At 60.6% G+C, this 24,346-nt stretch carries 18 protein-coding genes and 2 pseudogenes; 17 read left to right on the top strand and 3 right to left on the bottom strand.

What is annotated here, in order from left to right; genetic code table 11:
* Window positions 1-92: 92 nt before the first annotated feature.
* From HDG33_RS16360 to HDG33_RS16285, 17 genes and pseudogenes are all read left to right on the top strand, one after another.
* Window positions 93-2,429 (top strand): type VI secretion system Vgr family protein, encoded by a 2,337-nt coding sequence (locus tag HDG33_RS16360; protein WP_184030325.1) that lies wholly within the window; start codon window positions 93-95, stop codon window positions 2,427-2,429.
* Window positions 2,430-2,437: 8 nt separating this feature from the next.
* Window positions 2,438-4,936 (top strand): chitinase, encoded by a 2,499-nt coding sequence (locus HDG33_RS16355; protein ID WP_184030322.1) that lies wholly within the window; start codon window positions 2,438-2,440, stop codon window positions 4,934-4,936.
* Between the two features lie 17 nt (window positions 4,937-4,953).
* The gene (locus HDG33_RS16350; RefSeq protein WP_184030319.1) at window positions 4,954-5,484 is read left to right on the top strand and encodes a hypothetical protein; all 531 of its coding nucleotides are present in this window, start codon (window positions 4,954-4,956) and stop codon (window positions 5,482-5,484) included.
* Window positions 5,485-5,695: 211 nt separating this feature from the next.
* Window positions 5,696-6,673, top strand: a complete 978-nt coding sequence (locus HDG33_RS16345; protein ID WP_184030316.1) for an SH3 domain-containing protein — start codon at window positions 5,696-5,698, stop codon at window positions 6,671-6,673.
* A 429-nt stretch (window positions 6,674-7,102) separates the two neighbouring features.
* A complete protein-coding gene (locus tag HDG33_RS16340) occupies window positions 7,103-7,360 on the top strand; it encodes a PAAR domain-containing protein (protein WP_121324170.1) in 258 nt (85 codons plus the stop codon).
* Window positions 7,361-7,364: 4 nt separating this feature from the next.
* Complete coding sequence (locus HDG33_RS16335; RefSeq protein ID WP_184030313.1) at window positions 7,365-8,606, top strand: hypothetical protein; 1,242 nt, start codon at window positions 7,365-7,367, stop codon at window positions 8,604-8,606.
* Entirely contained in the window at window positions 8,603-12,163 is a 3,561-nt protein-coding gene (locus tag HDG33_RS16330; RefSeq protein WP_184030310.1) for an ImcF-related family protein, read from the top strand. The genes HDG33_RS16335 and HDG33_RS16330 overlap by 4 nt, the downstream gene beginning before the upstream one ends.
* Complete coding sequence (gene tssA / locus HDG33_RS16325) at window positions 12,164-13,744, top strand: type VI secretion system protein TssA (protein WP_184030307.1); 1,581 nt, start codon at window positions 12,164-12,166, stop codon at window positions 13,742-13,744.
* A 23-nt stretch (window positions 13,745-13,767) separates the two neighbouring features.
* Window positions 13,768-15,582 carry a type VI secretion system baseplate subunit TssF gene (tssF, locus tag HDG33_RS16320; RefSeq protein ID WP_184030292.1) on the top strand — a complete coding sequence of 605 codons (1,815 nt, stop codon included), beginning with the start codon at window positions 13,768-13,770 and terminating at the stop codon, window positions 15,580-15,582.
* A complete protein-coding gene (gene tssG, locus HDG33_RS16315; RefSeq protein WP_184030276.1) occupies window positions 15,579-16,688 on the top strand; it encodes a type VI secretion system baseplate subunit TssG in 1,110 nt (369 codons plus the stop codon). Before tssF ends, tssG begins: the two co-directional genes overlap by 4 nt.
* Before the next feature lie 13 nt (window positions 16,689-16,701).
* Complete coding sequence (gene tssJ, locus HDG33_RS16310) at window positions 16,702-17,223, top strand: type VI secretion system lipoprotein TssJ (RefSeq protein ID WP_184030273.1); 522 nt, start codon at window positions 16,702-16,704, stop codon at window positions 17,221-17,223.
* A 62-nt stretch (window positions 17,224-17,285) separates the two neighbouring features.
* Window positions 17,286-17,936, top strand: a complete 651-nt coding sequence (locus HDG33_RS16305) for a hypothetical protein (RefSeq protein WP_184030270.1) — start codon at window positions 17,286-17,288, stop codon at window positions 17,934-17,936.
* A 61-nt stretch (window positions 17,937-17,997) separates the two neighbouring features.
* Entirely contained in the window at window positions 17,998-19,197 is a 1,200-nt protein-coding gene (locus tag HDG33_RS16300) for a DUF746 domain-containing protein (RefSeq protein ID WP_184030267.1), read from the top strand.
* Entirely contained in the window at window positions 19,112-19,396 is a 285-nt protein-coding gene (locus tag HDG33_RS38240; protein WP_409259026.1) for a DUF746 domain-containing protein, read from the top strand. The genes HDG33_RS16300 and HDG33_RS38240 overlap by 86 nt, the downstream gene beginning before the upstream one ends.
* A 67-nt stretch (window positions 19,397-19,463) precedes the next feature.
* A pseudogene (locus tag HDG33_RS16295) lies at window positions 19,464-19,886 on the top strand (SET domain-containing protein).
* The gene (locus tag HDG33_RS38050) at window positions 19,870-21,876 is read left to right on the top strand and encodes an FUSC family protein (RefSeq protein ID WP_311548325.1); all 2,007 of its coding nucleotides are present in this window, start codon (window positions 19,870-19,872) and stop codon (window positions 21,874-21,876) included. Before HDG33_RS16295 ends, HDG33_RS38050 begins: the two are co-directional and overlap by 17 nt.
* A 58-nt stretch (window positions 21,877-21,934) precedes the next feature.
* A pseudogene (locus HDG33_RS16285) lies at window positions 21,935-22,288 on the top strand (PLP-dependent aminotransferase family protein); the annotation flags it as partial.
* A 212-nt stretch (window positions 22,289-22,500) separates the two neighbouring features.
* Here HDG33_RS16285 and HDG33_RS16280 read toward each other — a convergent pair.
* The 3 genes from HDG33_RS16280 to HDG33_RS38045 form a co-directional block, all read right to left on the bottom strand.
* Complete coding sequence (locus tag HDG33_RS16280; RefSeq protein ID WP_184030258.1) at window positions 22,501-22,935, bottom strand: hypothetical protein; 435 nt, start codon at window positions 22,933-22,935, stop codon at window positions 22,501-22,503.
* Window positions 22,925-23,620 (bottom strand): M35 family metallo-endopeptidase, encoded by a 696-nt coding sequence (locus HDG33_RS16275; protein ID WP_184030255.1) that lies wholly within the window; start codon window positions 23,618-23,620, stop codon window positions 22,925-22,927. The genes HDG33_RS16280 and HDG33_RS16275 overlap by 11 nt, the downstream gene beginning before the upstream one ends.
* A gap of 316 nt (window positions 23,621-23,936) precedes the next feature.
* Window positions 23,937-24,137: a hypothetical protein gene (locus HDG33_RS38045; RefSeq protein ID WP_311548312.1), complete on the bottom strand. Its 201-nt coding sequence runs from the start codon at window positions 24,135-24,137 to the stop codon at window positions 23,937-23,939.
* Window positions 24,138-24,346: the final 209 nt, after the last annotated feature.

The raw sequence follows: 24,346 nt of genomic DNA, 5'->3' as shown, positions 1-24,346 counted from the left end.
CATTACCTGATGTAACCCCCGCCGGGGCGCTGAAACATGCGCCCCGGCGCTGTCCTTTGCGATGTGACGCGTGTTCAAGGGGTCTTTCGAAAATGTCGATGGTTTTGCCTTCCCAGGCCTATGAATTGAAACTGGCGCCGCACCCGGCGCCGTTCTCGATCCTGAAGTTCAGCGGGCGCGACGCGCTCAGCGAGCTTTACCGGTACGAGATCGAATTCACGAGCCCGATGGCCGGAATTCCGATGGATCAGGTGCTGGGGCGCCCGGCGAAGTTCATCATCGATCCGATCGACCCGAACATGGACTATCTGCGCAAGATGTTCGGCGAGAACGCTGGGCAGTTCAGCAAGATGCCGCCTGCACACACAGTCCACGGCATTATCACGAAGTTCGATGAACTCGGGACTTCGGCTGACGAGACGCGCTACAAGGTCGTGATGGAGCCGAAGCTCGCCGACCTCAATCGCGGCGTCACGAGCCGGCTGTTCCAGAAGCAGTCGGTCGAAGAAATCATTACCGATACGCTGCGCCACTATAGTTTCCGCGCGGGCGTCGATTTCGAGTTCAAGCTGCGTGCGAAATACAAGCGGCACGAGTACATCACACAGTGCGAGGAAACGACGTTTGCCTTCATCCAGCGGATCTGCGCGGAGGAAGGCATCTGGTTCCGCTTCGAGCAGAAGCGCGATCACGCCGTCATTGTCTTCGGCGATGACCTGGACGCGTATGCCCGCAATCAGCGCATTGTGCCGTTCCGGCTTCACTCCGGGCTGGAAAGCGTCGGCGTAGATGCGATCAAGACACTTGAGCGATATACGCAGCGTGTCCCGGAAGCTGTCCGCCTGCACGACTATAACCACCGGCAGGCCGATGTGTCATTGCTCGTCGAGGAAAACGCCGCACGCGACGACAAGACGACCAACGCGGTTGACTATCGCTGGGGCGAACATTACGAGACGCCTGAAGAAGGGCGGCGCATCGCACGGCTGCGGCATGAAGCGTATCTCGCAACACAGATCACCTACAAGGCAACGGGCAACGCATTCGCCATCGAGGCTGGCGAGGTCGTACGGCTCGACCAGAACCCAGTCGATGCGCCGCATGGGCTTTTTATCACGTCGGTGGAATCCAGCGGTGGCCGCAGCCAGTCCTACACCAATACGCTCACGGCGATCCCGGCCGACCGGGTGTGGCGCACGTCGCTCGATACGATCAGGAGACCGGTGATCGACGGTATCCTGCCGGCGCGTATTACGTCGCCGGGCGGATACAAATACGCGTACCTGACCGAGCAGGGCTGGTACGTGATCAAGCTGCCGTTTGATCTCGACGAGTGGAGCCCGGGTGGCACCAGCCGGCCGGTGCGCCTCGCGAAGCCATACAGCGGCGACAATTACGGCCACCATTTTCCGCTGATCGATGGGGCGGAGGTGGCCATCATCCATACGGCGGGGGATCCAAATCGGCCCGTCATCATTGGTTCGATGCACGACAGTCTGCATCCCGACCTCGTCAATAACCTCAACAACACCCGGAACATTGTTCGTACCGCAGGTGGTACGGAGTGGCGAATCGAAGACAAGGAAGGTGTCGAGCATAGCCACCTGACGACGCCGTACCAGACCAGTGAGCTGAACCTTGGCCACATGGTCGACGCCGATAGCAAGGAACGCGGGCAGGGTGCGGAATTGCGGACGGATGGACATCTTTCGGCGCGTGCGGCGAAGGGAATTTTGCTCAGCGCCGAGGCGCAGCCGGGTGCTTCGGGCGAGCAGCTCGCGATGCCCAACGCGGATACCACGCTTCAGCAGGCCGAGGAAATCCTGCGCTCCCTCAATGATTCGGCGAGCGCCGCGCAGGCGTGGCTCGCCGCAGTCGATCAGCAACGTACGCTCGTTGAACAACAGCTCGCGAAACTGCAGAAGCCGGTGATTGTCGCGAGCGCACCTGAAGGCATCGGTGTTGCGAGTGGTCAGCACATGCAGCTGGCCGCCGGCAAGCAGATGTTCGTCACAGCCGGCGAAGGGCTCGATATTGGTGTGCTCAAGCGCATCACGGCAGCAGCAGGCGAGGCGATTTCGCTGTTTGCCGCGAAGCTTGGAATCCGGATTTTTGCGGCCAAAGGCAAGGTGCAGATTCAGGCCCAAGGCGACGCGATGGAATTGATGGCGCTTACCAACATTGCAGTCAGCTCGTCAACAGGCGAAGTGATCATTACCGGTTCGAAGGGCATCACCTTGGGCGATGGAGCGGGCGCGTATCTGAAAATCGCAAATGGAAAGATCGAAATAGTGAGCCCGAGTGAAGTACAGGTCAAGGGTGGTCTGGATGTCGACGGCCCGGCGAAGGGCGATTTCACCTTTCCCAACTGGTCTGGCAGCCCCCTGAAAGATGTCAAGGGAAACATGAACTTCGGGTTTTCTGAATAAGCACAATCATGGCAAATACGACTCCGCAGAATCCGCCCAGCACTCCCGTGAAGCAGCTTCCTTTTGCCTTTCCGTTTCGCAAGAAAGGACAGGGCACCGGCGCGGCGTCGGCTGACTTCACCGATGAGCATGAGTTTCACAAACTGCTGAGCCAGGAGCCATCAGGCGCCTATTCGGTCAGCGGCAAGGGCATGTGGCACGGTGGAATCCATGTGACCGAGGCTGGCGCTGGTGCTTCGCTGGATCTGAAAAGCGGGGTGCGCTGCATTGCCGACGGCGAAATGGTTGCGTGGCGCGTCAACCACACTTACCCGGTGAGCGAAATCCCCGCGCAGAACGGCAACCCTGCGATCAGCGCGCCGTACAGCACAGGCTTCGCGCTGGTGCGTCATTCGATGGAGTTTCCGAAAGATCAGAAACTGACTTTTTACAGCCTGTACGCCCACCTGCAGGATTTCGCTGACTACGAAAGTGACCCGTCCCTTCCCAGGCCGAAGTACTGGACAACACGGTTCGAGGTGACCACTCACGCGCAGGACCGTCCCACCGCTGGAGCGGGCGGCCAGTCGGCGCTGGCTGACCAGCAGGGGCTGCGGGTTCGGGTATCGAAGCCGCATGGCACCGTGCTTGGCATCCTTCCGCAGGGGGCGCAGGTGAGCATTGGAAAGCGCGAGGGCGGCTGGGGGAAGATCAAGGATGCGAGTGGCGTAACCCCATATCCACCGGTCGCGGGTGGTTTCGTGCAGCCCTCCGCGTTGGTGAACGGATGGATCTTTCTTGGCGTGGAAAACGGTGGCCCCGTCGCGAAGGAGGTGATGCCTGATTCCTCGCTGGACAAGGTGATCGTGCTGTCCGATCCTGCAGAAATGGTCCAGATCAAGGCGGGAGAACTGATCGGCCATCTTGGGCGCTACGATTCATTGTCCCAGCAGACTTCGGGCAACCGCATGGTGCACATCGAGGTCTTCTGCGACGGCAGCGTCAAGTCGTTTATCGACAAGGGAAGTGACTGGATCAAAGATAACGGCGGACATTTAAGCGCCTGGCAGCAGCTGGAACTGCCTGCCGACCCGACAATCCTGCGGATCGCCAGCCAGACCACGTTGTACAAGCAGCCCAACCAGGAAGGTGCTGAGCCCAACCAGACTGGTGTGATCGAGGTTTTTCCGCTCGCGGCGCTTGCAAAGGCGGACGCGGACCGTCAGTTCATGGAGACAGCGGCGGGGAGCGACGGTCAGAAGCGGCACTGGTGGAAGGTGGACAGCGCGGATGTTCGCCACCAGCCAATCGACGGATGGGTGCGGGAACAGAGCTTTACGGGCGGCCGGGTCACGCGGGAGTTTGCGCAGAAGTGGGTGGACTTTCAGCCTCTGGACGACGAACATGATCCCACGCATACGATGTTCGCGACCACGCAAGGGTTCGTCGACTATACGACCAATGCGGATGTGCCGAACCCGGGTTCGCTGGACAAGCTCAGCCCGCTCATGACGTCGATTTATCAGGCGTTGCATCTGGCTGGCGACCAGACGCAAGCGGCCAATGATCTGCGCAACGCGGCGAACGACCCGTGGAATGCGCTGCGTATGTCAAGGCTGATCATTCAGCACGAGAGCGAGTGGGCTAATCCTGACAAATGGAAGCAGTTGATTGCCGCGATCGAGGCACGCACTGGCCCTCGGGCCGAACACGCCGAGGAACAGAAACGGATCGAAAAGCTGGTCTGGTGGGATGAGGTCAAGGCCGGCTTGACTGGCTTCCCCACGTCGGATGTATTTCATATCCATCCGATCGGGTTGGTGGGGAATTTTGCTCGTCAACCCGGCAAGATCACCGTTGCGATGCTCCAGCGAATCTTTACGGAGGCATCGACTAATCAGTTGCAAGTCGTAGTCAACGAACTTAATCCCCGCCTTGGCGACTACAAGCTCGATTCGAGACTTCGATTGTCGCACTTCTTCGCCCAGATCCGGCAGGAGGCAGGCACCAGTCTTAATACGTCGGAGAACCTCAACTACCGATCGTTCATTCTGTCCCAAAAATTTTCGTATTTCGCCTCGCATCCGGATGAAGCTGAGTTGTACGGAAAAACGGCATCCCATCCAGCTCAGCCCGAACCTATTGCAAACCGAGCCTATGCAAACAAAATCGGAAACGGTTCTGTGGTGAGTGGCGATGGTTGGCGGTATAGGGGAAGAGGATTAAAGCAACTTACCGGGAAGGGCAACTACACTAGCTTCCATAACTTCTATCCTTCGTTGTGGGGAGACGATGATGTCAATTTTATTGAGAATCCTGACTTGGTAGCCGAAATGCGCTATGCGGTGCGTTCGGCAATCTATTTTTGGATTCACAATCGTCTGCCGGCGATAGCGGACACAGGACACGCCGACGGCGTAGTTGATCAGATTACGGCAGTCATCAATCTCCATACAGATAGCTACGGCGCGCGCAAAAACAACTTTCACGCCATTTGGAATGCCGAAATTTTTAGTGAGATTAACTAATAATGTCAAAATACCCTTTGACGAACATCGTCCGTACGCTTCTCGTTATCTTTAGCCTCCTCTTTTTCTGGTGCAGTACGTCAAGTGCGGCGGAAGAGGAAAGCTATCGCATTTCATTTCTGGGCGGTCAGGTGAACATCGAGTTTCGACCAGAAAAGACTCCCGATGGGGATGGGATAGGGGCCTACATAACTGGTGTTCGCGAAAAAGGACCCATTCGCGTCGACTACTATGAGCCAGAGGGGGGAGTGACACCCGATGTCAAGAGTGTATTTGTGACTGGACGAAAGCCGAAGAAGCTCTTTGTAATAGTGGCCTGGAGCGCAGACAGTTCAGCTCTGGCTACCGGTGGAAGCATATACCAGGTATTTGCTTACGACGAACGGATAGAGAAAGACGGAAAGTCGCCGCAGTTGCATCAGGATACGGATTTGACCAAGCGGTTTGGCGTTGGCTTCGATGGCACACGCGAAGGACACTTAGTAACCTACAAGTATAAGAATGCACTTGCGGTGAGACGCCAGATTCTTGAGTGGGGCTATAAGTGATCCCGTTGCGACGTCGAGCAAGAGACTTCGCTCTTGATCGATTTTACGTGAACCACCCTAGCGTCTCGCGAAATCCGAATGATTGGGGCCGGAACCAAAGCACGTACGAGCGTGAAATTCCGGAGATTTACGAGCCCGGTCGTTCCATGGCAATGGTCAATGGCGTATCAGTTTCGCCAGCAAGGTATTCTGCTATCAAAGGAAGATTGGCATGATGAGGGATAAATTGATGACGAAGAATTCCCGTAAGCGTGTATTCGCACTGCTATGCTTGACCTTCATTGCAACGACAAGCGTTGCAAAGGAGAATCGCATTGACTTTTCGAATCGATCCGCTCTTATGTTTTCCGCTCCGCTTAAAGGAAAATCACAGGAGGAATTCGGATCTGGTTGGACGAAAGCGACATACCGCGGCGTAACGGGTGAGCAGGTTGATCTCTTCCCGATGGAAGCATTTACAGTCGGCGGCGTAATATTTCAAGACTCGTATGCACCTCAAATTTCGCCTTCTGGGCGATACGCTGTTCTCGATATTCTCAGAGCAGGCATTGTCGATCCTGGTCCGAAAGGGAAACCAGAACCTGAAACAAGGCAGTATTGCCCGGTTTTGGACGTGGGTACGGGATGCATCGTGAGTGTTCAGTCCGGCGATTTATGCGGTGGTAGCTGGGACCAAAGGAAAGATTTGTGGGTGGTGCCTGGTTATGATGGTGATTCCAGCAAAGCAATGCTCGATTATCAATTCCAGAATGTGAACATTGTATGGCACGAATATCTGGCGGCAAACGCGAAGAGCTTTCGTTATACACTAAATAATGCTTTGGTTTCGAATTTAGGCATCACCAACTTGATGGCCTGTCAACCACCGGCAGCCGACAATCTTGATGCTTACGCTGCGATGGCTCGTCAACTAATAAAGGACGGAAATTTCTCTGATGCCAGATACATTGACAAGAAACTAGGAGTGAAGGGAAATTCTTCTGCCCAGTCTCAAGGCTTGACAATATCAGTTGATAAAGCGCGTCTGTATGACGGACCTAGTTTATCCACTCAAACGCGGACGTACCTAGTGAAGGGGGACCGAGTAAGGGTGCTTGATAAGTCTGGAGCAGACTGGGTGAAAATCGAGTACAGGCAATCGAATGGACCTTTCATCGAAAAATGGATTCAGGCGGTTTCGTTGGAATGATAATGCTGACGTGTTGATCAGCTTATGGTTAAAAGCATCGGGAATGACTCGTGAGGTATGGAGTGGGGTTTGCCTTTGTCTTTTGGTCGCGTAACAACTTGAATCAGATTTCAGGTGTTGAAAATGTCCATGCCGTCAATGAGATGGTGAATGGCGGGCGTCATGATTATGACGAGTGAGGCCGAATATTGAGTCTCAATAGGTAGTTGTGTGGGCGAAGGCGCTACGACGATTCATTCGGTTGGACATCGATACAAGCAACGGCCCAGTGAAGCAAAACGACTCGGACCATACCGTGCGTCCGGTCTCGGCTCGTGACCGGACGCGTCTGAAGTTATCAGACGCACTGCGCCAGTGGCGTCCACAACCGTAGAGAAACGACGATGCTAACGCGGCGCATTGATCCGGCTAACTTGAACAGGAATTGAAATGAAAAAATTAGCATACGAAGGTGACAGCACAAGTCACGGCGGGAAGATCCTTACCGGCTCGGACCGTATCAAGGTCAAGGGTCGTCGCGCCGCACGCGTGGGCGACCTGGTGTCTTGCCCGATTCACGGCGACAACGAAATCGTGGAAGGGGGAGGCGGCATCAAGGATGCTGGCACGCCGCTTTCGCGTGATGGGGACAAGACCCAGTGCGGAAGTGTCCTCATCGCTGTGTCCGATGGGGCGACGGTCCGATAGCCAGATGCCGATTGACTTTGCTCGCATACCGCCGCGGATTGCGGTACCTGCGCCGCCGCAGCTCTCGAAAACCGTTTGGCTAGTGCTCCTCGGCGTCGTCCTGTGCCTGGGCGCCGCGCTGACGATTTTTCTGTGGCCGAAAGGCCGACCGACAAACACTGTTTGGTTCTGGTTCTGTGTCGTCGGCTATCCGATGCTTGCATGGGCGTTTTTGCTGTGCTGTCGCCTTGGATATTTATACGCACGACGGAGTGGAGCAATCGCGGCAAATCGCGTCAGCGACCACGAAACCGAAAAGTGCCATGCCCTTGCCAGCGAGCCGCTGGCGTTGCTGGGCCATGCGTGGTGTTTCTCCTCCGATCACGACGAGAACGGTATCGAGGGGCTGGTGGACGGCAGCCTGGTGTTGCGCCCTCGGGCGAGCCGGGCCGAGCCAAACACCGACGTGAGTGCTCGTTGGCTAGAACTCCCGGATCAGCAATTCCATGCGGGAAACGAACTAACGGAACACGCTCGCCATCAAGCAGTCTGCAATTGGCTTCTGGTCCGATTGATCGACAGCCTGGCGCCGCAACTAATGGCCCTTCCGGCGCGCACCACGCTCCAGGTCGAATCGAGCCTGCATTCCGTACTTGAGGACACTGACGTGCGTGCCCTGCTGCCGCAGCTTGTTTCCGCGAAATCGCCGTCTCTACGTGTGACGATGACGCCTCCCCCCGCGCCTTCGTCGGTGTTTCAAGCGGACGCGTGGTTCGACCTCATGAGGCCGCAGGTTGTTCACCTGCTCGTTGCAGTTCGATTGCGCAATGCGGTCAGCGAGCGCTTGCAGGACGGAGTCGCGGAGGCGGGCGTCGCGCTGCTATTGGGGCACCCGAGCCTTGCCAAAACAATGACAGGAAACCCGCCCCTGCTCCTGCATCGTCCAGCACGGGGCCCGGTCGATACTGTTGGAGAGACACTCGGACATGCCATGCGTTGGGGGAAAGCGGCGTCGACACGCGTCAAGACTGTCTGGAGTCACGGACTTTCGCCCGAGCTAGAGGTAGCAATAAAGTCGGCGTCCCAACTCGACGGACAAAGATCAAAGATCGACCTGAAAACGACGGTCGGGGACTGTGGGGCGACGGGCGGATGGCTTGCAACCGCTCTCGCGGCTGAACTCGCGGCGCGGACCGGCGACCCGCAGCTCGTACTTACACCGGACGGCGGCGACCTGATCGCGCTCGTGTGCAGAAATCAAACATGAATGAACAAAAGTCTGAGCCGGTAGCGCTCTTCGTTGGCATCGGGATTGGCATCCTTTTCGTTGCGTTGGGTCTGGCCGTCTGGATGGAGGGCCCGGCGCGCGGATGGTCGCTTCAGACACGGATCATCATCGAACTATGTCTGCTCTCGGGGCTGCTCCTGGCGTTGATGTTCGTAAAGTACTTTGAGGCCGTCTTACTCTGGATTGCTTCAATGCGTGCGATGCGGTGGTTGGCACGCTACGATTCGCAGAAGCAGGCGCAAGGTGCCAACGAAGGCCCGGCGTTCGCGCACGTCCCAACACCGGACAAGATCGTTATGCTGCGCGATGCGCTTCGCGAGCGTCACGGCTGGAGCTGGCGTTATCGCGACCGCTGGGTCGTGGTCGCTGGCGACGAGCCGCTCGTCAAGCGTCTTGCGCCCGGGCTCGCCGACACCGGCTATGCGATCACCGGCGATACCGTGCTGCTCTATGCGAAGCAGACAACTGACAAGCTCGATACCGGATGGCTCGACCAGATCCGTCGTCTGCGTCGGCGACGCCCTGTTGACGCGATCGTAGCCCTGACGCGAAACCGCGGTTCAGCGAATACGCCGTTCGACGCGGAGGGCATTGCCCAGCGGCTCGCACGTCACGCCCGCGCGCTGCGCTGGGCTGCGCCCGCGTACCTGCTGAACGTCACCGACTTTGGTGGCGAACAGTCCGGACCAGACGAGGCGATCGGTTTCACCTGGGCGAATGAGCGCACGCGTCCCGACGAGGTCGAAGCGTCGCTGCGCGGACTCTCCGAAAATCTTGCCGACGCTGGAGTCGTGCGCCTCACGCAGGACGCGAACGACCGGTACCCGGCCGAGCTGTCGCGACACATTTCGGAACTCCGCGCAGCATTGTCGGACCTTGTGATGCAGACCAGGGCGTCACGCCTTTGGCGCAATGCGGTCCACGGGCTGCTGTTTGCTCCGCTGTTCAAGGAGCGGGAAGAAACTGCACCCGTTCCAGCTCTTGGCGCTGAAGACAGTGACCCCCTACCGCCGCAGCAAAGGACGATCTGGCAAACGGTCGCCGACCACAGCCGCAAGATTCACGGCCGCCGTGTTGGCTTCTCATTGTCGACCACGGCCGCGTGGATGACGACGGCGCTCATTGGATGCTGGGTCGCCGGCACGATGCTGTCGGGCATGATGAACCGCACGACGATCCAGACGGCCACTGACACGCTCACGAAACTGTCGACGACGCAGGACCGCACGCAGGGGGCACTCGCACTCGATAACCTGGACAAACAGCTCGATACGCTTGAAGTCCGTCAGCGCGACGGCGCACCGTGGACTACACGCTTCGGTCTGAACCACGACGATGCGCTGTTGACTGCCGCCTGGCCCGGTTATGAGAACGCCGTCAGCCGCATTCTCGTCGCACCGATCCGTCTGAAACTGGAGGAGCGCCTGCACCAGCTCGCCTCGCTCTCGGATGCGGAAATCGCCAGCGGCGGCAACGCGCAGGTCCAGGCCGCCTACGACACACTCAAGACCTACCTGATGCTCGCGAGGCCGGACCGCGCGGTTGCCGCATTCCTGACCCCGCAGCTGATCACCACGGCCGTGCCAGCGCGCCCGGCCCGTTCCCAGCTCACGTCCGGCACGTGGGAAGACCTGCGCCAGCATGCAATCGCGTTCTTTGCGAGTCACCTGGGGCGCCGTGGACCCGCCGGGGACTCGTCGCTCGCGATCGTTCCGGATGGCGCACTGGTGGCCACGGCCCGTCAGACCATCATCGGCGTGCGCGGCATCCAGAACTCGACTGACGCGATCTACCAGCAGATCCTCGACGACGCGAAGCCGAAATATCCGCCTGTGTCGCTCGCGACGCTGCTCGGCGATACGAGCAGCAAGGGGCTTTTCAATACCGCGGTGACCGTACCGGGCGTGTTCACGCGCACTGCGTGGGACGAGCGGATCTCGAAAGCGATCGACGACGCGAGCGAGCAGCGCAACCTGACCGGCGACTGGGTGCTCTCAGACGTCCACGCGAGCGCGCCGTCGATCGGCTCGCTGAAAGCCGAACTGCGTCAGCGCTATTTTGACGACTACGCGCGGGCCTGGGAGCTGTTTCTCAACAGCCTGCGCTGGCAACCCGCCCCGACGTTGTCAGGCACGGTTGACCAGCTGACGCTGCTCAGCGATCCGCAGCGCTCGCCGCTTGTTGCCCTGATGAACGCAGTGGTTTATCAGGCAGGCGCGGGCGCCGCGACGCAATCGCTGTCCGACACCCTGATCAGCAAGGCGCAGCAGCTTGTCGGCGCCGACGAGAAAGATCCGTCGAAGCAGACCCAGCCGCAACTGGCACCGCTGGCCGCGGCCTTCGGACCGGTCCTGCGCCTGACGGGCGGCGACCTGGCTTCCCTGGCTTCGGGCGCTCCCGCAAACGCGAAGGCCGCCTCCCAGCTGGCGGCCACGGGCGACCTGAGCCTCGCGCGTTATCTCGAACGGGTGAGCGCGATGCGGCTGAAGGCACAGCAGATGGTCGACAGTGCCGACGCGGACGCGATGGCCCGCTCGGCCGCACAATCGGTGCTGCAGGGCAAGACGTCTGATATCGCCGACAGCCGGGATTACGCGAGCCGTCTGGCTGCGAGCCTCGGCGAGCAATGGGCAGGCTTCGGCGATCTCTTTCAGGCACCGCTCGACCAGACCTGGCAGGTCGTGGTGCAGCCGGCCGCGGCGAGCCTGAACGACATCTGGCGCACGGCGATTGTCGCGGACTGGAACCGGACGTTCGGCGGCCGCTATCCATTCGCCGATTCGGATAACGATGCTTCCCTGCCCGAGATGGCGCGCTTCATGCGTCCGGACAGCGGCGTCATCACCGGGTTCGTCACGACGCAACTGGCCGGTATCGTCGAGCGTCAGGGCGACCGATGGGTCGCCGCCCAAGGGGCGAATCACGGCGCGCTCACACTGGATCCGGGCTTCCTCGCGGACCTCAACAGGCTCACCCGCGTGGCGACCGTGCTGTTTCCATCCGGCGACGCGCATGTGCGCTATGAGCTACGCGCGGTGCCGACACCAGGCGTAACCGACATGAAGTTCGCGCTGTCGGGCCGCGAGTTGCACTACTTCAACCAGAAGGAAGAGTGGACGCCGTTTATCTGGCCCGGCGACTCGCTGGAGAATCTCTCGCATATCGAGTGGCAGACTGAGCAGGGCGGCTTGCGCTCGGGGCTCGACGCTCAGGGCCGCTTCGGGCTGATCCGCCTGTTCGAGCACGCCACGGTCACGCCGCAGGACAGTGCGCGCTATCTGCTGTCGTGGACGCCGGATCAGAGTCAGGGCATTCCCTTGCGTGTGCAATTGCGCAGTGAGGCCGGCAAGGGGCCGCTCGACGTGCTCGAACTGCGCCACTTCACGCTGCCGACGCGGATCTTCGTGACCAGCGCAGCGAAAGGCGGACCGAAGCTCTCGGCCGTCAATCCGCCGCCCCTGCCGCCGTCGGCAATCGCAGCAGCGAAACACGCGGCGATGCCGCTGCCGCATGGCGCGATGCCGGAGGTCGAATAAATGCTGTCCGGTCTGCTCAAGAGTCTCTTTCCGTCGCGTGATGCGGAGCAACTGGTGCGCGCGCGTCTCGATGCGTGGGACGCCTGGCTACACCCGTTACCAGGCGACCACGGTGTGGGCCGCGATCCGGGCTACGAGGATGCGTTCTTCGAACTGAAGGACGAGGCGAACAGGCTCTCCGGCATTGATGACGGCCTGATCGTCCGCTCCTGCGAGCAGCTCACGAAGGAAACCGGCAAGGATCTGCGGGTGGTGGGGTATTACGCGTTCGCGCGACTGCGCCAGGATGGGACGGCTGGCTTCGCGGACGGTCTGGAGCTTGCGGCCGCGCTGGTGGAGCGGTTCGGCGAGGCGCTGCTGCCCGCACGCGCCGAGGCGAAGAAGGGCGCGCTCGATATGCTGGCCACCACCCGCATGATCGACCTGCTGGAGAGCCGCGGCGAGTTCGCGCCGGCCGATCTCGAACGTGCTATCGCCGCGCTCGATCTGCTTGTGACCCGCACCGGGGTGTGGCCAGAAGCGGCCCGTCCGAACCTGCGCCCCCTCGTGTCCCGTTTCGAGCGCAGCGACGATCCGGCACGCAGCGCGGAACCCGACTCGACCGCGCCGTTCGCCGTGGCGGGGTCCCCTTCAGCATCCAGCGCGATCGCCTCCACGCGTGATCTGCTTGACCAGGCGCGCACGATGGCAACGTGGCTGCGCGATCAGGAAAATGGCTACCTGCCTTCCGTGCGGCTCGTGCGTAGCATCCGCTGGGACACGCTGCACGAGGTGCCGCCAGCGGATGCGAGCGCACGCACGCGCCTCGTGCCGCCTCGCGGCGAACTTCGCCAGCAGATGAAACGGCTCGTGCTGCAGAAGCAGTGGCACGAACTGCTGGAGCGCGTCGAAGGGGCGTACATGGAGGGCGTGAACCACCTCTGGTTCGACCTGCAGTACTTCCAGCACGTCGCGCTCGACCACGTCGGTGTGCCCTACAGCACGTGGCGGGAACTGCTGCGCGCCGACTTCGCGCTGTTCCTCGAAAGGTTGCCCGGTATCGAGCGGCTCGCGTTCAACGACGGCACGCCGTTCGCCGACGACGCGACGCTCGAATGGATCGCCCGCCACGCGGTCGTGCGTGATCTCGAGGCGGGCGAAAGCGTTGCACCACTGTCCGTATCCGCTGACAGCGACGATGGTGCTGCTGGCGACTGGCCCGAGATCGAAGCGCAGGCGCGCGACATGGTGGCCGGCGACGGTATCGAGGCAGCCTTCGCATGGCTCGAAGCACTGCCTGGCATCCGGACGGAACGCCAGCGCTACCTGCAGCGGCTCGTGATGGCGCGACTCGCCGATCATGCGGGCCGCGCCGATACGGCGATGGCGCTGCTGACCGAACTCGATGCTGCTGCCCGCTGGTTGCCGCTGATGCGCTGGGAGCCGGCGCTCATCTTCGAGGTCAAGCACCAGTTGATGCGTGCGCTGAAAGCCGCAAGCAGCCGCAAGGACGCGGACAAGCCGGCGCTCGCGCACCGCATCGGTCAGTTGCGCGACGAGCTGACTGTGCTCGACCCATCCCGTGCGCTGACGCTGTCATAAGAGAACGAAAACAAGAGAACACCATGGAAAACGACGATCCGATCCTGCGCTACTACGAAGCCGAGATGCGCTATCTGCGCGAGTCCGGCAAGGAGTTCGCGAAAGCGCATCCCGACCGGGCGCGCATGCTCAACCTCGATCGCGTCGGAGAGCGCGATCCTTATGTCGAGCGCCTGCACGAAGGCTTCGCGTTCCTGACGGGGCGCCTGCAGCAGAAGCTCGACGACGAACTGCCCGAACTGACGGAAGGTCTCGTGAGCCTGCTGTGGCCACACTACCTGCGCATGATGCCGTCGCTGTCGGTCGTCGAGCTGATCCCGCTGGCCGAGACACTGCAGAAGACGGAAAACGTGCCTGCCGGCGTGCCGGTGCGTTCCGCATCCATCGCCGTGCCGCCGGCAGCGGGCGCCGAGGGCACCACGCCCAGGACTGTGCAGTGCCTCTACCGGACCACGCAGGACGTTACGCTGCAGCCGCTGCGCCTCACGCATGCGGGCCCTACCGTGCGACATGACGGCCGCTCGGTGATCCGCCTCGGATTCCATCTGGACCAGTCTGCGCGACGCGAAGCGACGGACCTGTCCCGTGTGCGCCTGTATCTGAACGCGGATCTGCCGACCGCATTCGCGATGCATCTTGCGCTGACCCGCCAGGTTGATTCAGTTGCATGGCGGATCCCCGAAGTGCGTGATGGCGAGGTGCTGCCGCTGGCCGGCGTGACGATGGAACCGGCCGGATTTTCGACCGAAGAGCGGTTATGGCCCAAAGCCGAGGCGTCGTTTTCGGGCTACCAGATGCTCCTCGAATACTTTACTTTCCGCGAGAAATTCCTCTTTGTCGACCTGTGCGGACTCGATGTGACGAAGCTGCCGTCGAGCACAACGCGCTTCGAACTGGAGATCGCGCTCAAGCGGGCGTATCCGTCCGACCAGCGTTTCAGCGCGGAGAACGTGCGGCTCTTCTGCACGCCGGTCATCAACCTGTTCGAGCTTGATGCCGCGCCGATCGTGATCGATCACCACGAAACGGAGTACCGGGTCGTCCCGGCCGGGCACCAGGGCGAACATGTCGAAACCTATTCGGTCGACGCGATCGAATCATTCGACCATGTGACGGCTGAGCGCTACGAGTATGTGCCGTTCGCCACCTTCCGGCATCGCGGCGGCATGCTGCGCCATGAAGCGCCCGAACGGTATTTCCACACCCGCGTGCGGCCGGGCGTGACCGGTCTGCACGAAACGTGGGTGATCCTCGGCGGCCACGCGTGGGAGACGATGGAGGATCTGCCCGAGGAGAGCGTATCGCTGCGCGTAACCGGCACGAACGGCATGCTGCCGCGCAAGGGTCTGCGCGAGGCCAGCATTGACGAACTGGCCGCAAGCACGCCCAATGTCGCGGGTGTACGTAACCTGGTGGCGCCAACGCTGCCGCTCTACCCGCCGACCGGCGATCGTTTCCAGTGGAGAGTACTGTCGCATCTTGCGCCGAACTTCCTGTCGATGATGGACGCGGAAGTGCTGCGGGGCGCACTGGCGCTCTACGACTGGACCAACGACGAGCTGAACCGCCGACGCCTGGCCGGCATCCTGCATGTGTCGGAGGAACTGCTCGAGGAGGTGTCGGGCGGCTCGGTCGAGCGGGGCGTACTGATCGAAGTCACGCTCGATTCGCACGCGTTCGCGGGCGAGGGAGACGTGATGCTGTTCGGCGAACTGCTGCACCGGTTCTTCGGGCTGTATGCGGAGATCAACCTGTTCACGAAGCTCGCGATCGTGAGCCTGCCTTCGCAAACCCGTACCGACTGGCCGCGCAGCAAGGCGCAGCGTGCTCCCCTATGAGACCACGCGAGTTGCCGAATCTTGAACCGCTCGTGGCGTCATTGCTTGCGCGCGCGCCGAAGATGAATTTCATGCAGCTATGCAGGCTGCTCGAAGTGCGTGTACCCGATCAACCCGGCTTCGGCACGCGAGACACGCCGGGGCACGAGCCGGTGAGGTTCCGGCCGAGGCCGCGGCTGGGGTTCCCGGCCGGTGAGATCGCCGCGGTCGAATTCGATGACGGGTCGGACACATTCGGTCCCGATGCGCCGCCGACCGTGCGCACGACCTTCCTGGGCCTGTATGGCGTCGACGCCGCGGTGCCATCGCACATGATCGATGAGATCGTCCTGCGCGAGGAAGGACATGAAGCCGTCGAAGCGTTTCTCGACCAGTTCAACCACCGCTACGTGGCGCTGCTGTACCGCGCCTGGAAGAAGTACCGCTACCCGGAAAGTTTCCAGGCGGGCGGCACCGATGCGCAGTCGCGCAACCTCCTGTGCCTCGCCGGCTTCGGATGGGGCGAGAAGCCGGCCCGGTCGGGTCTGCCGGATTCACGCGTGCTCGCGCTGTTGGGTCTGATGGTCCAGCGCACGCGCACGCCCGAGGGACTCGCCGGTGTGGTGGCGCTGGCGGTGCCCGGTGTCGAGGTGCGTGTCGACGAGTTCTGGCCGACGCTCAGGCGCGCAGGACAGCCGCAACCCCTCACATCGTCAGGCAGGCTCGCCGGCGCTCAGGAAGACAGCAAGCGCCGCGGACTTGGCGGGGGCTATGTGCTCGGCAACCGCCTCGAGTATCGCAGTCGCGCCGTGCGGGTAACGCTGCGCCCTTCGGGCGGCCAGCAGGCGCACGACCTGCTACCCGGCGCATGGCTGCATCGCGAGCTGATGGCGTTCATCCGCCTGTATGTGGGCACGAAGGCCGACGTACACCTGCGCATGGAGGTGTCGTCGCGTCTCGCGCCCGCGCCGTCGGTCGGCTTGGTTGCGGCTGGTCCGTCGCCGCGCCTTGGATGGACCGTCGTGTTGCCCTCGGATGAGGAACGCACCATCACCATCGCGCTCGGCGTCTACGAAGTCTTTCCCACGCCCGGACCGAACCCGCATCGGGTTCCGCGCGCAGCCTGAATCTGGAGAAACCATGCCTTTACGTTTAACCGTGGCCGCCCTCGCGTCAGGTCTGCTGCTCTCCGCATGCGGCGCCTGGCAGTCCGTATCTGATACGACTTCCAGCGCGTATCACTCGGTGTTTTTCAGGCAGGTCAAGGTGCTTGACGTCGACCTGACCGCGCGTGCCGAGCTGAATCCGGATGACGCGGGCCGTTCGACGTCACTCGCGGTCCGCGTCTATCAGCTCAAGGATCGAAAGCTGTTTGACGGCGTGTCCTACGACGATCTGCTGAAGAACGACAGGACCGTACTCGCGCAGGACCTGCAGGCCAGTATGGCAGCCGTCGTCAATCCGGGCGCGTCGGTCAGCCTGTCTCAGCCCATGCAGGCAGACACGAAGTACGTGGCGATCGTCGCGTTCTATCGCAATCCTGGCAACGGCGATGGCTGGAAATACGTGATCGTAAAGAAGAAGCTGTCTGCCGATGCCCCGCTGAAGCTCACGCTGATGGATCAGGAACTGGTCGCATCCGGTGATCGCCAGAAGGACTAGCCGGAATGACACGACGTCCGGAAGTGTCTGTGCCCAACGTGTTTGCATGACGGGGCGGCCCGATGAAGACGCTTCGCGAACTGCAGCAGGAACTCGACCAGCTGGATGTTGACACCCGGCTCGCCCGTGAACACGAAACCGGATCGGGAGGTCGGGCGAAGTCGACAGCCCGGCGGACCCGACCGATCGCGACTGCGGTATGGTCAGAGCGGGTTCCCGCAGGCACGAGACAGCGCGTACAACGTGCACGGGACGGCCTGCCCGGACCGGGCGGAAGCGGCGCGCCCGACTATCGTGAGCGGGCCTTCGCCGCGATCCGCAAACTCGCGCGGGCGTGGGGTGGGCAATGCGTCTCGGCCGCGTATGAGGGCTGCAAGGTGCCGCTCGAGTTCGAGTGCGCAGCGGGACACCGGTTCCCGATGCTGATTCACATGCTGCGCGTGGGTAGCTGGTGCCAGGCTTGCGCCTATGAGCGCGCAACGATTCACTCGCTTGAGGAGGCGCGTGCGCTCGCGGCGGCAAAGGGTGGCCAGTGCCTGTCGACCCAATACGAGAGCACCAGGGAAAAACTACGGTGGCGCCGCGCGGCCGGTCATACATGGCTCGCCAGCCTGGAGGGCGTGCTGGCGGGTGACTGGTGCCAGAGCTGCCATCACCAGAGTATCAAACCCCCGCAGGAAGCTTTGAACAGCGAACATGACGCGCACGCATAAACGTAAGCACACGGAGCACAAGGACCACCGCGGCTCGACCGCGTGCAGTCCAACGCAAACGTTGATCCCCGAGTTCGACGCGACGCTACCGGTCACGCATGCTGCGGGCCGCGCGTACAGCGACGAGGACGATCCGTTGTTAACAACGTTCGTAACCGGAATCTGGGACGAGTTGTACTCGCGAGAGACGACACCCGTGCCACCGTGCCCGGCCTGCAAGAGTGGCAACACGCGGGTGCAGAACCGGCCGAATCGCCATCATGCATTACCGTTTTTCCGGTGCCGCGCGTGCAAGCGGACCTACTCGCGCCTAACCGGGACGCCTCTCGCGCGGCTGCGGTTTGCCGTGAAAATGCCCGCCTTCATCCGGCTGCTGTCCCAGCCGATTCCGCTCGAGGAAGCCTCGCGTCGACTCCGCGTCGATTACACGGCCCTGTCGAACTGGCTGATGCGCTTTCGCGAGCTGATCGCGCAGCATGATCCGGATGACCGATGGACCTCGCGCGTGCGGCTTGGTGTCAAATACCAGCCAACCGGGACATGCCCGCACTGCGGCTACAGTGGGCAGCTTCGGAATGGCGGCTTCGGCCCGGACACGCGGCGCTGCGCCCTATGTCCGCACTGCAGCCGCACCTGGTCGATTGCCCCCGGCGTGGAGGGTGCGGACATCACGGTACGCGTCGTCAAGGATCTTGCGCTGACTGCCGTCGCACGCCGCACGCGAGCAGGGCAAGTCGCGCCCGCGCTCGCGAGCGCCGAGCACGCGATCCTGAAAATTCCCGCTCGCGCCGCGCCTGCATCAGTTACCGCGCCGTCCGTTCCAGCCCCGCACGCAAATCGTTTCGACTTCAGCCAGCCACTGCGCGCAAACAGCCCGTTGCCGCGTCGTCATATCGAGGATCGCGAACTCACGGCCTTTCTTGCCGACGAAATCGGCAAGGTCTTCTCGCAGAACATTGAGCCTCCAGCGTGTCCGCACTGCGAGGGCGTCAACACGCACCTGTCGAGTCGGCCGCGCACCCCGACGGCGTTGCCGACCTTCCAGTGCCGCGCGTGTACGCGATATTTCGCGTGCGACGCGTACGCCGATGGCGAACATGCTCCGGCGCGACATGCTGTTCAACTTTCTGCCGTGGCTGTCGCAACATCGACCACTCGCGCATGCCGCGGCGGAGTTGAACACCTCACCGGAAATCGTGAAGGCGTGGGTCAAGCGATTCCGGCAATGGCTGATCGTGCTCGACCCGTCCGGACATCGTGAACAGCGGGTCAAACTCGGCCTGAAAGCGCCCTGGCCGATGCTGGCGTGTCCGCATTGCCATCAGGAAGCGCCCGCAATGCCGCATGGCTTCAAGCGAACCCGGACGCAATCCGCGCAGATGCTCAAGCGGCGCCTTTTCCGCTGTACGCTCTGCACACGATTTTTTGACGTACCGGTTAAGGAGCAACGGAACATATGAGCGTGCGGAGACTGCGCCGACTATTGGATGCGTATACTTCCGCCGTTCAATGACTAACCGAGATGATATGAGACGTGTGATAGTCCGGCGTTCGCCGGTCCACGGCAGCGGCGTGTTCGCGCTACGAGCGCTCGCCGCTGGCGAACGGATCCTCGAATACAAGGGCGAAGTGACCAGTTGGCGGCGAGCGGCGAGCCTGGCGGCGAGCGGCGAGCCGCTATAAGCGTACTGGGAAGCCCGGCCATACGTTCCTGTTCGGACTCTCGAACGGGCGCGTGATCGACGGCGCGCAGGGTGGCAACAGCGCACGCTGGCTGAACCAAGCATGCGACGCAAATTGCGAAGCCGTGGAAGAGAACGGGCGCGTGTTTGTTGAAGCGGTGTGCGACATCGCGCTGGCGACGAGTTGTTTATCCGGTACGGCCTGGGGCCTTGTCGTCCAGCAATCAACGTTCGTGAGCAGCAAAGGTGCGATGACAATAATAGGTAAGCTCGTATCCCTGGTAAGCCGTCGGACCTTGCGGGCTGAAGGTCATGTCTTCGCCATAACGCCCGAGCGCATCGGGATTGCGGAAGGGATACACGCTGCGCTTGCGATGGCGCCGATGCTCTGTGCCGCGGCGATTCTCGGTCGTTCGGATATCGCTTTCGGAGCCGTCGCGGCGTTCTGGAACTGTCTCTGCGATCCGCAAGGGGCCAGGTCACAGCGCCTGAAGGCGATGGCCATCTTCACGGCCATGGGCGTTGTCGTCATGCCGCTGGCGTCCTATGCCGCGCATTGGGGCTATGCCGTCAGCATTGTCACCCTGTTTGTCCTGGTCTTCCTTTGTGGACTGACACGCTCCTACAAGCCCTCGCTCGGGCCTATGCCGGCGCAGGCGGGGTTGATTGCCTCGCTCGCGGTCGTGATCGGAATTGCGTCGCCCGAGCCGCTTGCCGCTGCACTCGCTCATGGCGGCTATTTTCTGCTCGGGTCAGCCTGGACCATGCTGTTTTGCATCTTCCTCTGGCCCGTCCCGTTCCCACAGTCCGCGGGCTTCACGCTCGCGACGATCTTCGGCAGGCTCGAGGACATGGCCGGTTTTTTGGAGTCGCTGGATTCGCGGCCTGGAATGGATGTGCAGGGCTGGACCGAGTTCGATACCGTTTATCGCCGCGGGGTGCGCATGTCGATCGAGCGCGGCAGGGCATTGGCGGCGCATGATGTTCGCAACGGCCCTGATCTCGGGCCGGGCGTCGATGCCGCGGGCAGGGTGTTTTCCACGCTGATCGCAATCGGTCATGCCCGACGCAACGCAGCGATTGCCGACGACGATGGATCGCGGCAATTGCTCCAGGGCCTGCGACAGTTGCTGCAAAGCGTGGCCGCGCAGGCACAGCAAGAACTGCCCATTCCCGATACGCTGATAGCGCAAGCACACGCATTGTTGCGGCAGACGGCTGAACGGACGGACCAAACGGCAAGCGCCGTTGCCTTTGCGGCAAGGGCCATCGCTCGGCTCGCGGACGGGCGACACGCGCTCGCAATGGACCCCGAGACGCCCGCGCCTGCCGCCGCTCGCGCGGTCAAGATTGAAAGGCTGGTCTGGGACCATGCGCTGAGGGTGGCTGTCGCATCGGTGCTCGCTTTCATGATCGGCACATCGCTGAGTGTCACGTTTGCATACTGGGGCGTGATCGCTGCAATCGTCGTGACCCAACCGGTTTCCGCCAATACATGGTTGCGCGTGCTGGAGCGTGCATGCGGCACCCTCATCGGCGCAACGATCGCCGCTGTTCTTCTGACGAGTCTGTCCGGTCCGGTTGCGGTGACATTGGCAATCTTGCCGCTCGCCGCGGTGACCGTCGCATTGAGGTTGGTGAACTACGGTCTGTTCGTTGTCTTCCTGACGCCGATGTTCATGCTGATGTCGGATTTCATCCATCCGACGGAGGGATTGATTGTCGCTCGTCTTACCAATGAATTCGTCGGTGCCTGCGTAGGCGTGGCGGCGAGCTTTCTTCTCTGGCCGCAGAAGGAGAGTAACGCGCTGAATGCCGTGATCTCAGCCGCGATTTCGGCCAACATGGCATTCGCGTCCGCCGCGCTTCGGATGGCTGGAGGATCGACCGCCACCCTCGATCGCCTCCAACGCGAAGCCGGTCTCGCCAGCTCACGGCTTGAAGTTGCGAGAGAACGTATGCTCCTGGAGGGCCAGCGGCGATCTGCGCGGCTCGAACAACTGCGGAACCTGACCGTCGCGGTGCGGGTGGTTTGCGGCGCCGCCGCGGTGATCGAAGTCCTTCGGAGCGGGGAACCGGACGCACATGACCGGGAAAGGGCCAATCGCTACGATGAGATGACCGCCACACTGCTGGAAGCCCTGACGTCGAGGGAAGCGATGCAACTGAATCAGTCTTTTGAAACGCCGGCAGATGACCTCGAACAGGCGATCCAGCATCTCGTGACCGCATTTGATAGTTACGTGGGAACCGTATGAGAACGCCTGTGAGCCCCTGTTTGACCGCGGCCTTGCGTCGGGGAATTTCCGCGTTTTCATGACCGTATTCTTTCAAGCGAAATTAAACGACGGCACGGTGGCCCGGCTCGAAGACGAAAAGCGGCGGGATGCGAAGACACGCCAAATCCTTGCCGAAGCGCTCGGCAAGCTTAAGACGATGAGCCATCCAGCGTCGTACTTCATCTGGATCCCCCTGACGCAGGAAGTCCGCGCCGACGCGATTGCGATGACGCTGATGCGTGAGCGCATTTCAGTGTCGACGGCCCTGCCGTTCGCGACATCGACGCATGTACCTCACGCCATCCGCCTCGCGATTGGGTCCGTCGATCTGGCCACGCTGCGCCGGTCGCTGGAAACAGTGGCCCGGGTTATTAACGAACAGACCTACTGACCGGCAAGCGCGAGGGCGCGGCCTGTCCACCAGGATTGTCCGGCCAGGACCTGTCGTCTCACTACGACGTACTTTCTGTTGCGATGCAACCGTAGAACACGCCGCGACATACCCTTTCCCGACGACATCGCACGAAACGACCCTCGACACGGAATGCGTCGCTTTCGAGTTGCCAGCACAAGCATAAGACCGCTTCGTTTCTGCACATCGCTTCACTTTCCGTCGCAGCAATTATTAGGACAACCGGGGGACAGTTCAATCTCCACACGTCGGACCTTTTCAGGCGGCTCGACGAAATGCTCAAGGGGCTTGTATATTCCAGCGCGGACGTCGTATGGAACTTGAGTAAGACCAAACTGCATCAGCATTGCCTTTGCTGTGTCCGCACGTTGCATTGCCAATTGCTTAGGCTCCTTTTCGCTTGCCTCAGCCACTCCACCAATGGACAGTACCTCTTGAATAGGATACTTAAGGCGCATGTCGATGGCCCAATTTGCCAATTTTAAAATTTGATCCGCCGATACCTGCGTCGAGTTTCTTTCAAAATACAAATCGATATTTTGACCCGGAAGGTTCTGAGACGTATTGCATGCTTGTGCGCTGATAGACAGCAGCCCAAATGCCAAGGCACCCAATTTAATATTCATATACGACGTATCCCGCCAGGCTATCTGCATTATTAATTGCTTGCTGCGGATTTTCTCGCCCCCAGGTTGCCAAGAATCTTGTGATCGTATATTTCCAATCTTTGCTCCCAAAAGTGTCCGTAAAGTGCGTGCACTCATGAATGATCGTTGACAGCTTCGAATCCCCTCCTGACGTGAAATCACGGGTTTCGCAAAAGACCTCGTGAATGCCAATGGTATGCGTGGCTGTATCAGGGGCGCAAACGTGCGCAGCAGAACCACTGCTGACCGGATGGGGCAAACACCCAAGAACACGGTCAAGCTCAGGGGACTGCCGAACAAAATTCTTGGGTTGGAGACCACGCATAACTCTATTGACTGCGGTAAATCCTTGAATCAGAAGATCGCGCGTTGCATCGTCCTTCGTGCCAAACCAATTGGCGACGCGCGCTTGCTCTGAAGGACTCCATGTCTTCAATGCAGCTATTCGCTTGTCAACCAAAACAACCGCATCGTCGCGCAACTTCATGACCTTGGCGCGAAATTCGGCGTCCGTCATGTTTGGGCATATTGGTGTAGTGTCAATTGTCACATAAACCATTGAGCCCGGATTCGTGTTCGTCACTGCGCCAGAATGAACCTCGAACCATTCTTCATTTTCGTTCGCCTTGAAACCGTACTTATTGCGTTCACCAGATTCGTTCATTCCGGATTTCTCCTGTAATGTAAAGTATCAAGCTTGATACTGCATTCGTCTTGATGCGTTCGGCCTTCACATGCGTCTCGATCCCTCACTACAGGAATCCCCATCAGACGCCCCCGCTGATTTCGAGTGTTAGCCGCCGCGCGTCTTTGGTGCTGATTCGCTGTGTGCGGCCTGCGGCGTCCGTGACGCCACTTGCTACTACGTTCAGGCCAACACGCGCTCGATAGCGCGCGTTCGCGAATGGTCGGCCTTTACGATCTCTCAGTACGAACTGTTCATCGAAACGATTCCGGGAGCGTTCCCGGCAATCGCACGCTCATGCGTAACCGAGGGCTTCAGCCATCTCGTAACCATTTGAATACGACTTCAGCCTATCGAACGGAAACCATTCGCCGGTTTCTGCGTTCAGCGCCATTGCGGACGGCATTGGCGGGAAGTTTGAGTAGATTGAATAGGTGATACGGCAAAGCTGGCATTCTTCCTTGCCCCCGGTTTCATCCTGTTTCTGTTGTTCCATCTGACCTCTGCTGATTTTCCAGAACACACCCGACGAATAAACCATCCAAACCGCGACACGGTCAACGACTTTAAATTGAGATAAAACTGTTTTGACAGCTATTCACAATTGCTCTGCCTATCTCATTTTCAGGTGCATTTTTCCAGTGTCACCGTCCAACAAAAAAAAGCGGCATTGAGCCGCTTTTTTTCCGTAAGTGATCGACGCCG

Origin of the sequence: Paraburkholderia sp. Cpub6 (genome assembly GCF_014201065.1) — a bacterium.
In the GTDB taxonomy this organism is placed as follows: Bacteria; Pseudomonadota; Gammaproteobacteria; order Burkholderiales; family Burkholderiaceae; genus Paraburkholderia; species Paraburkholderia tuberum.
The sequence above is the reverse complement of the archived record's forward strand: the minus strand, read 5'-3'. Positions and strand labels throughout refer to the sequence as shown.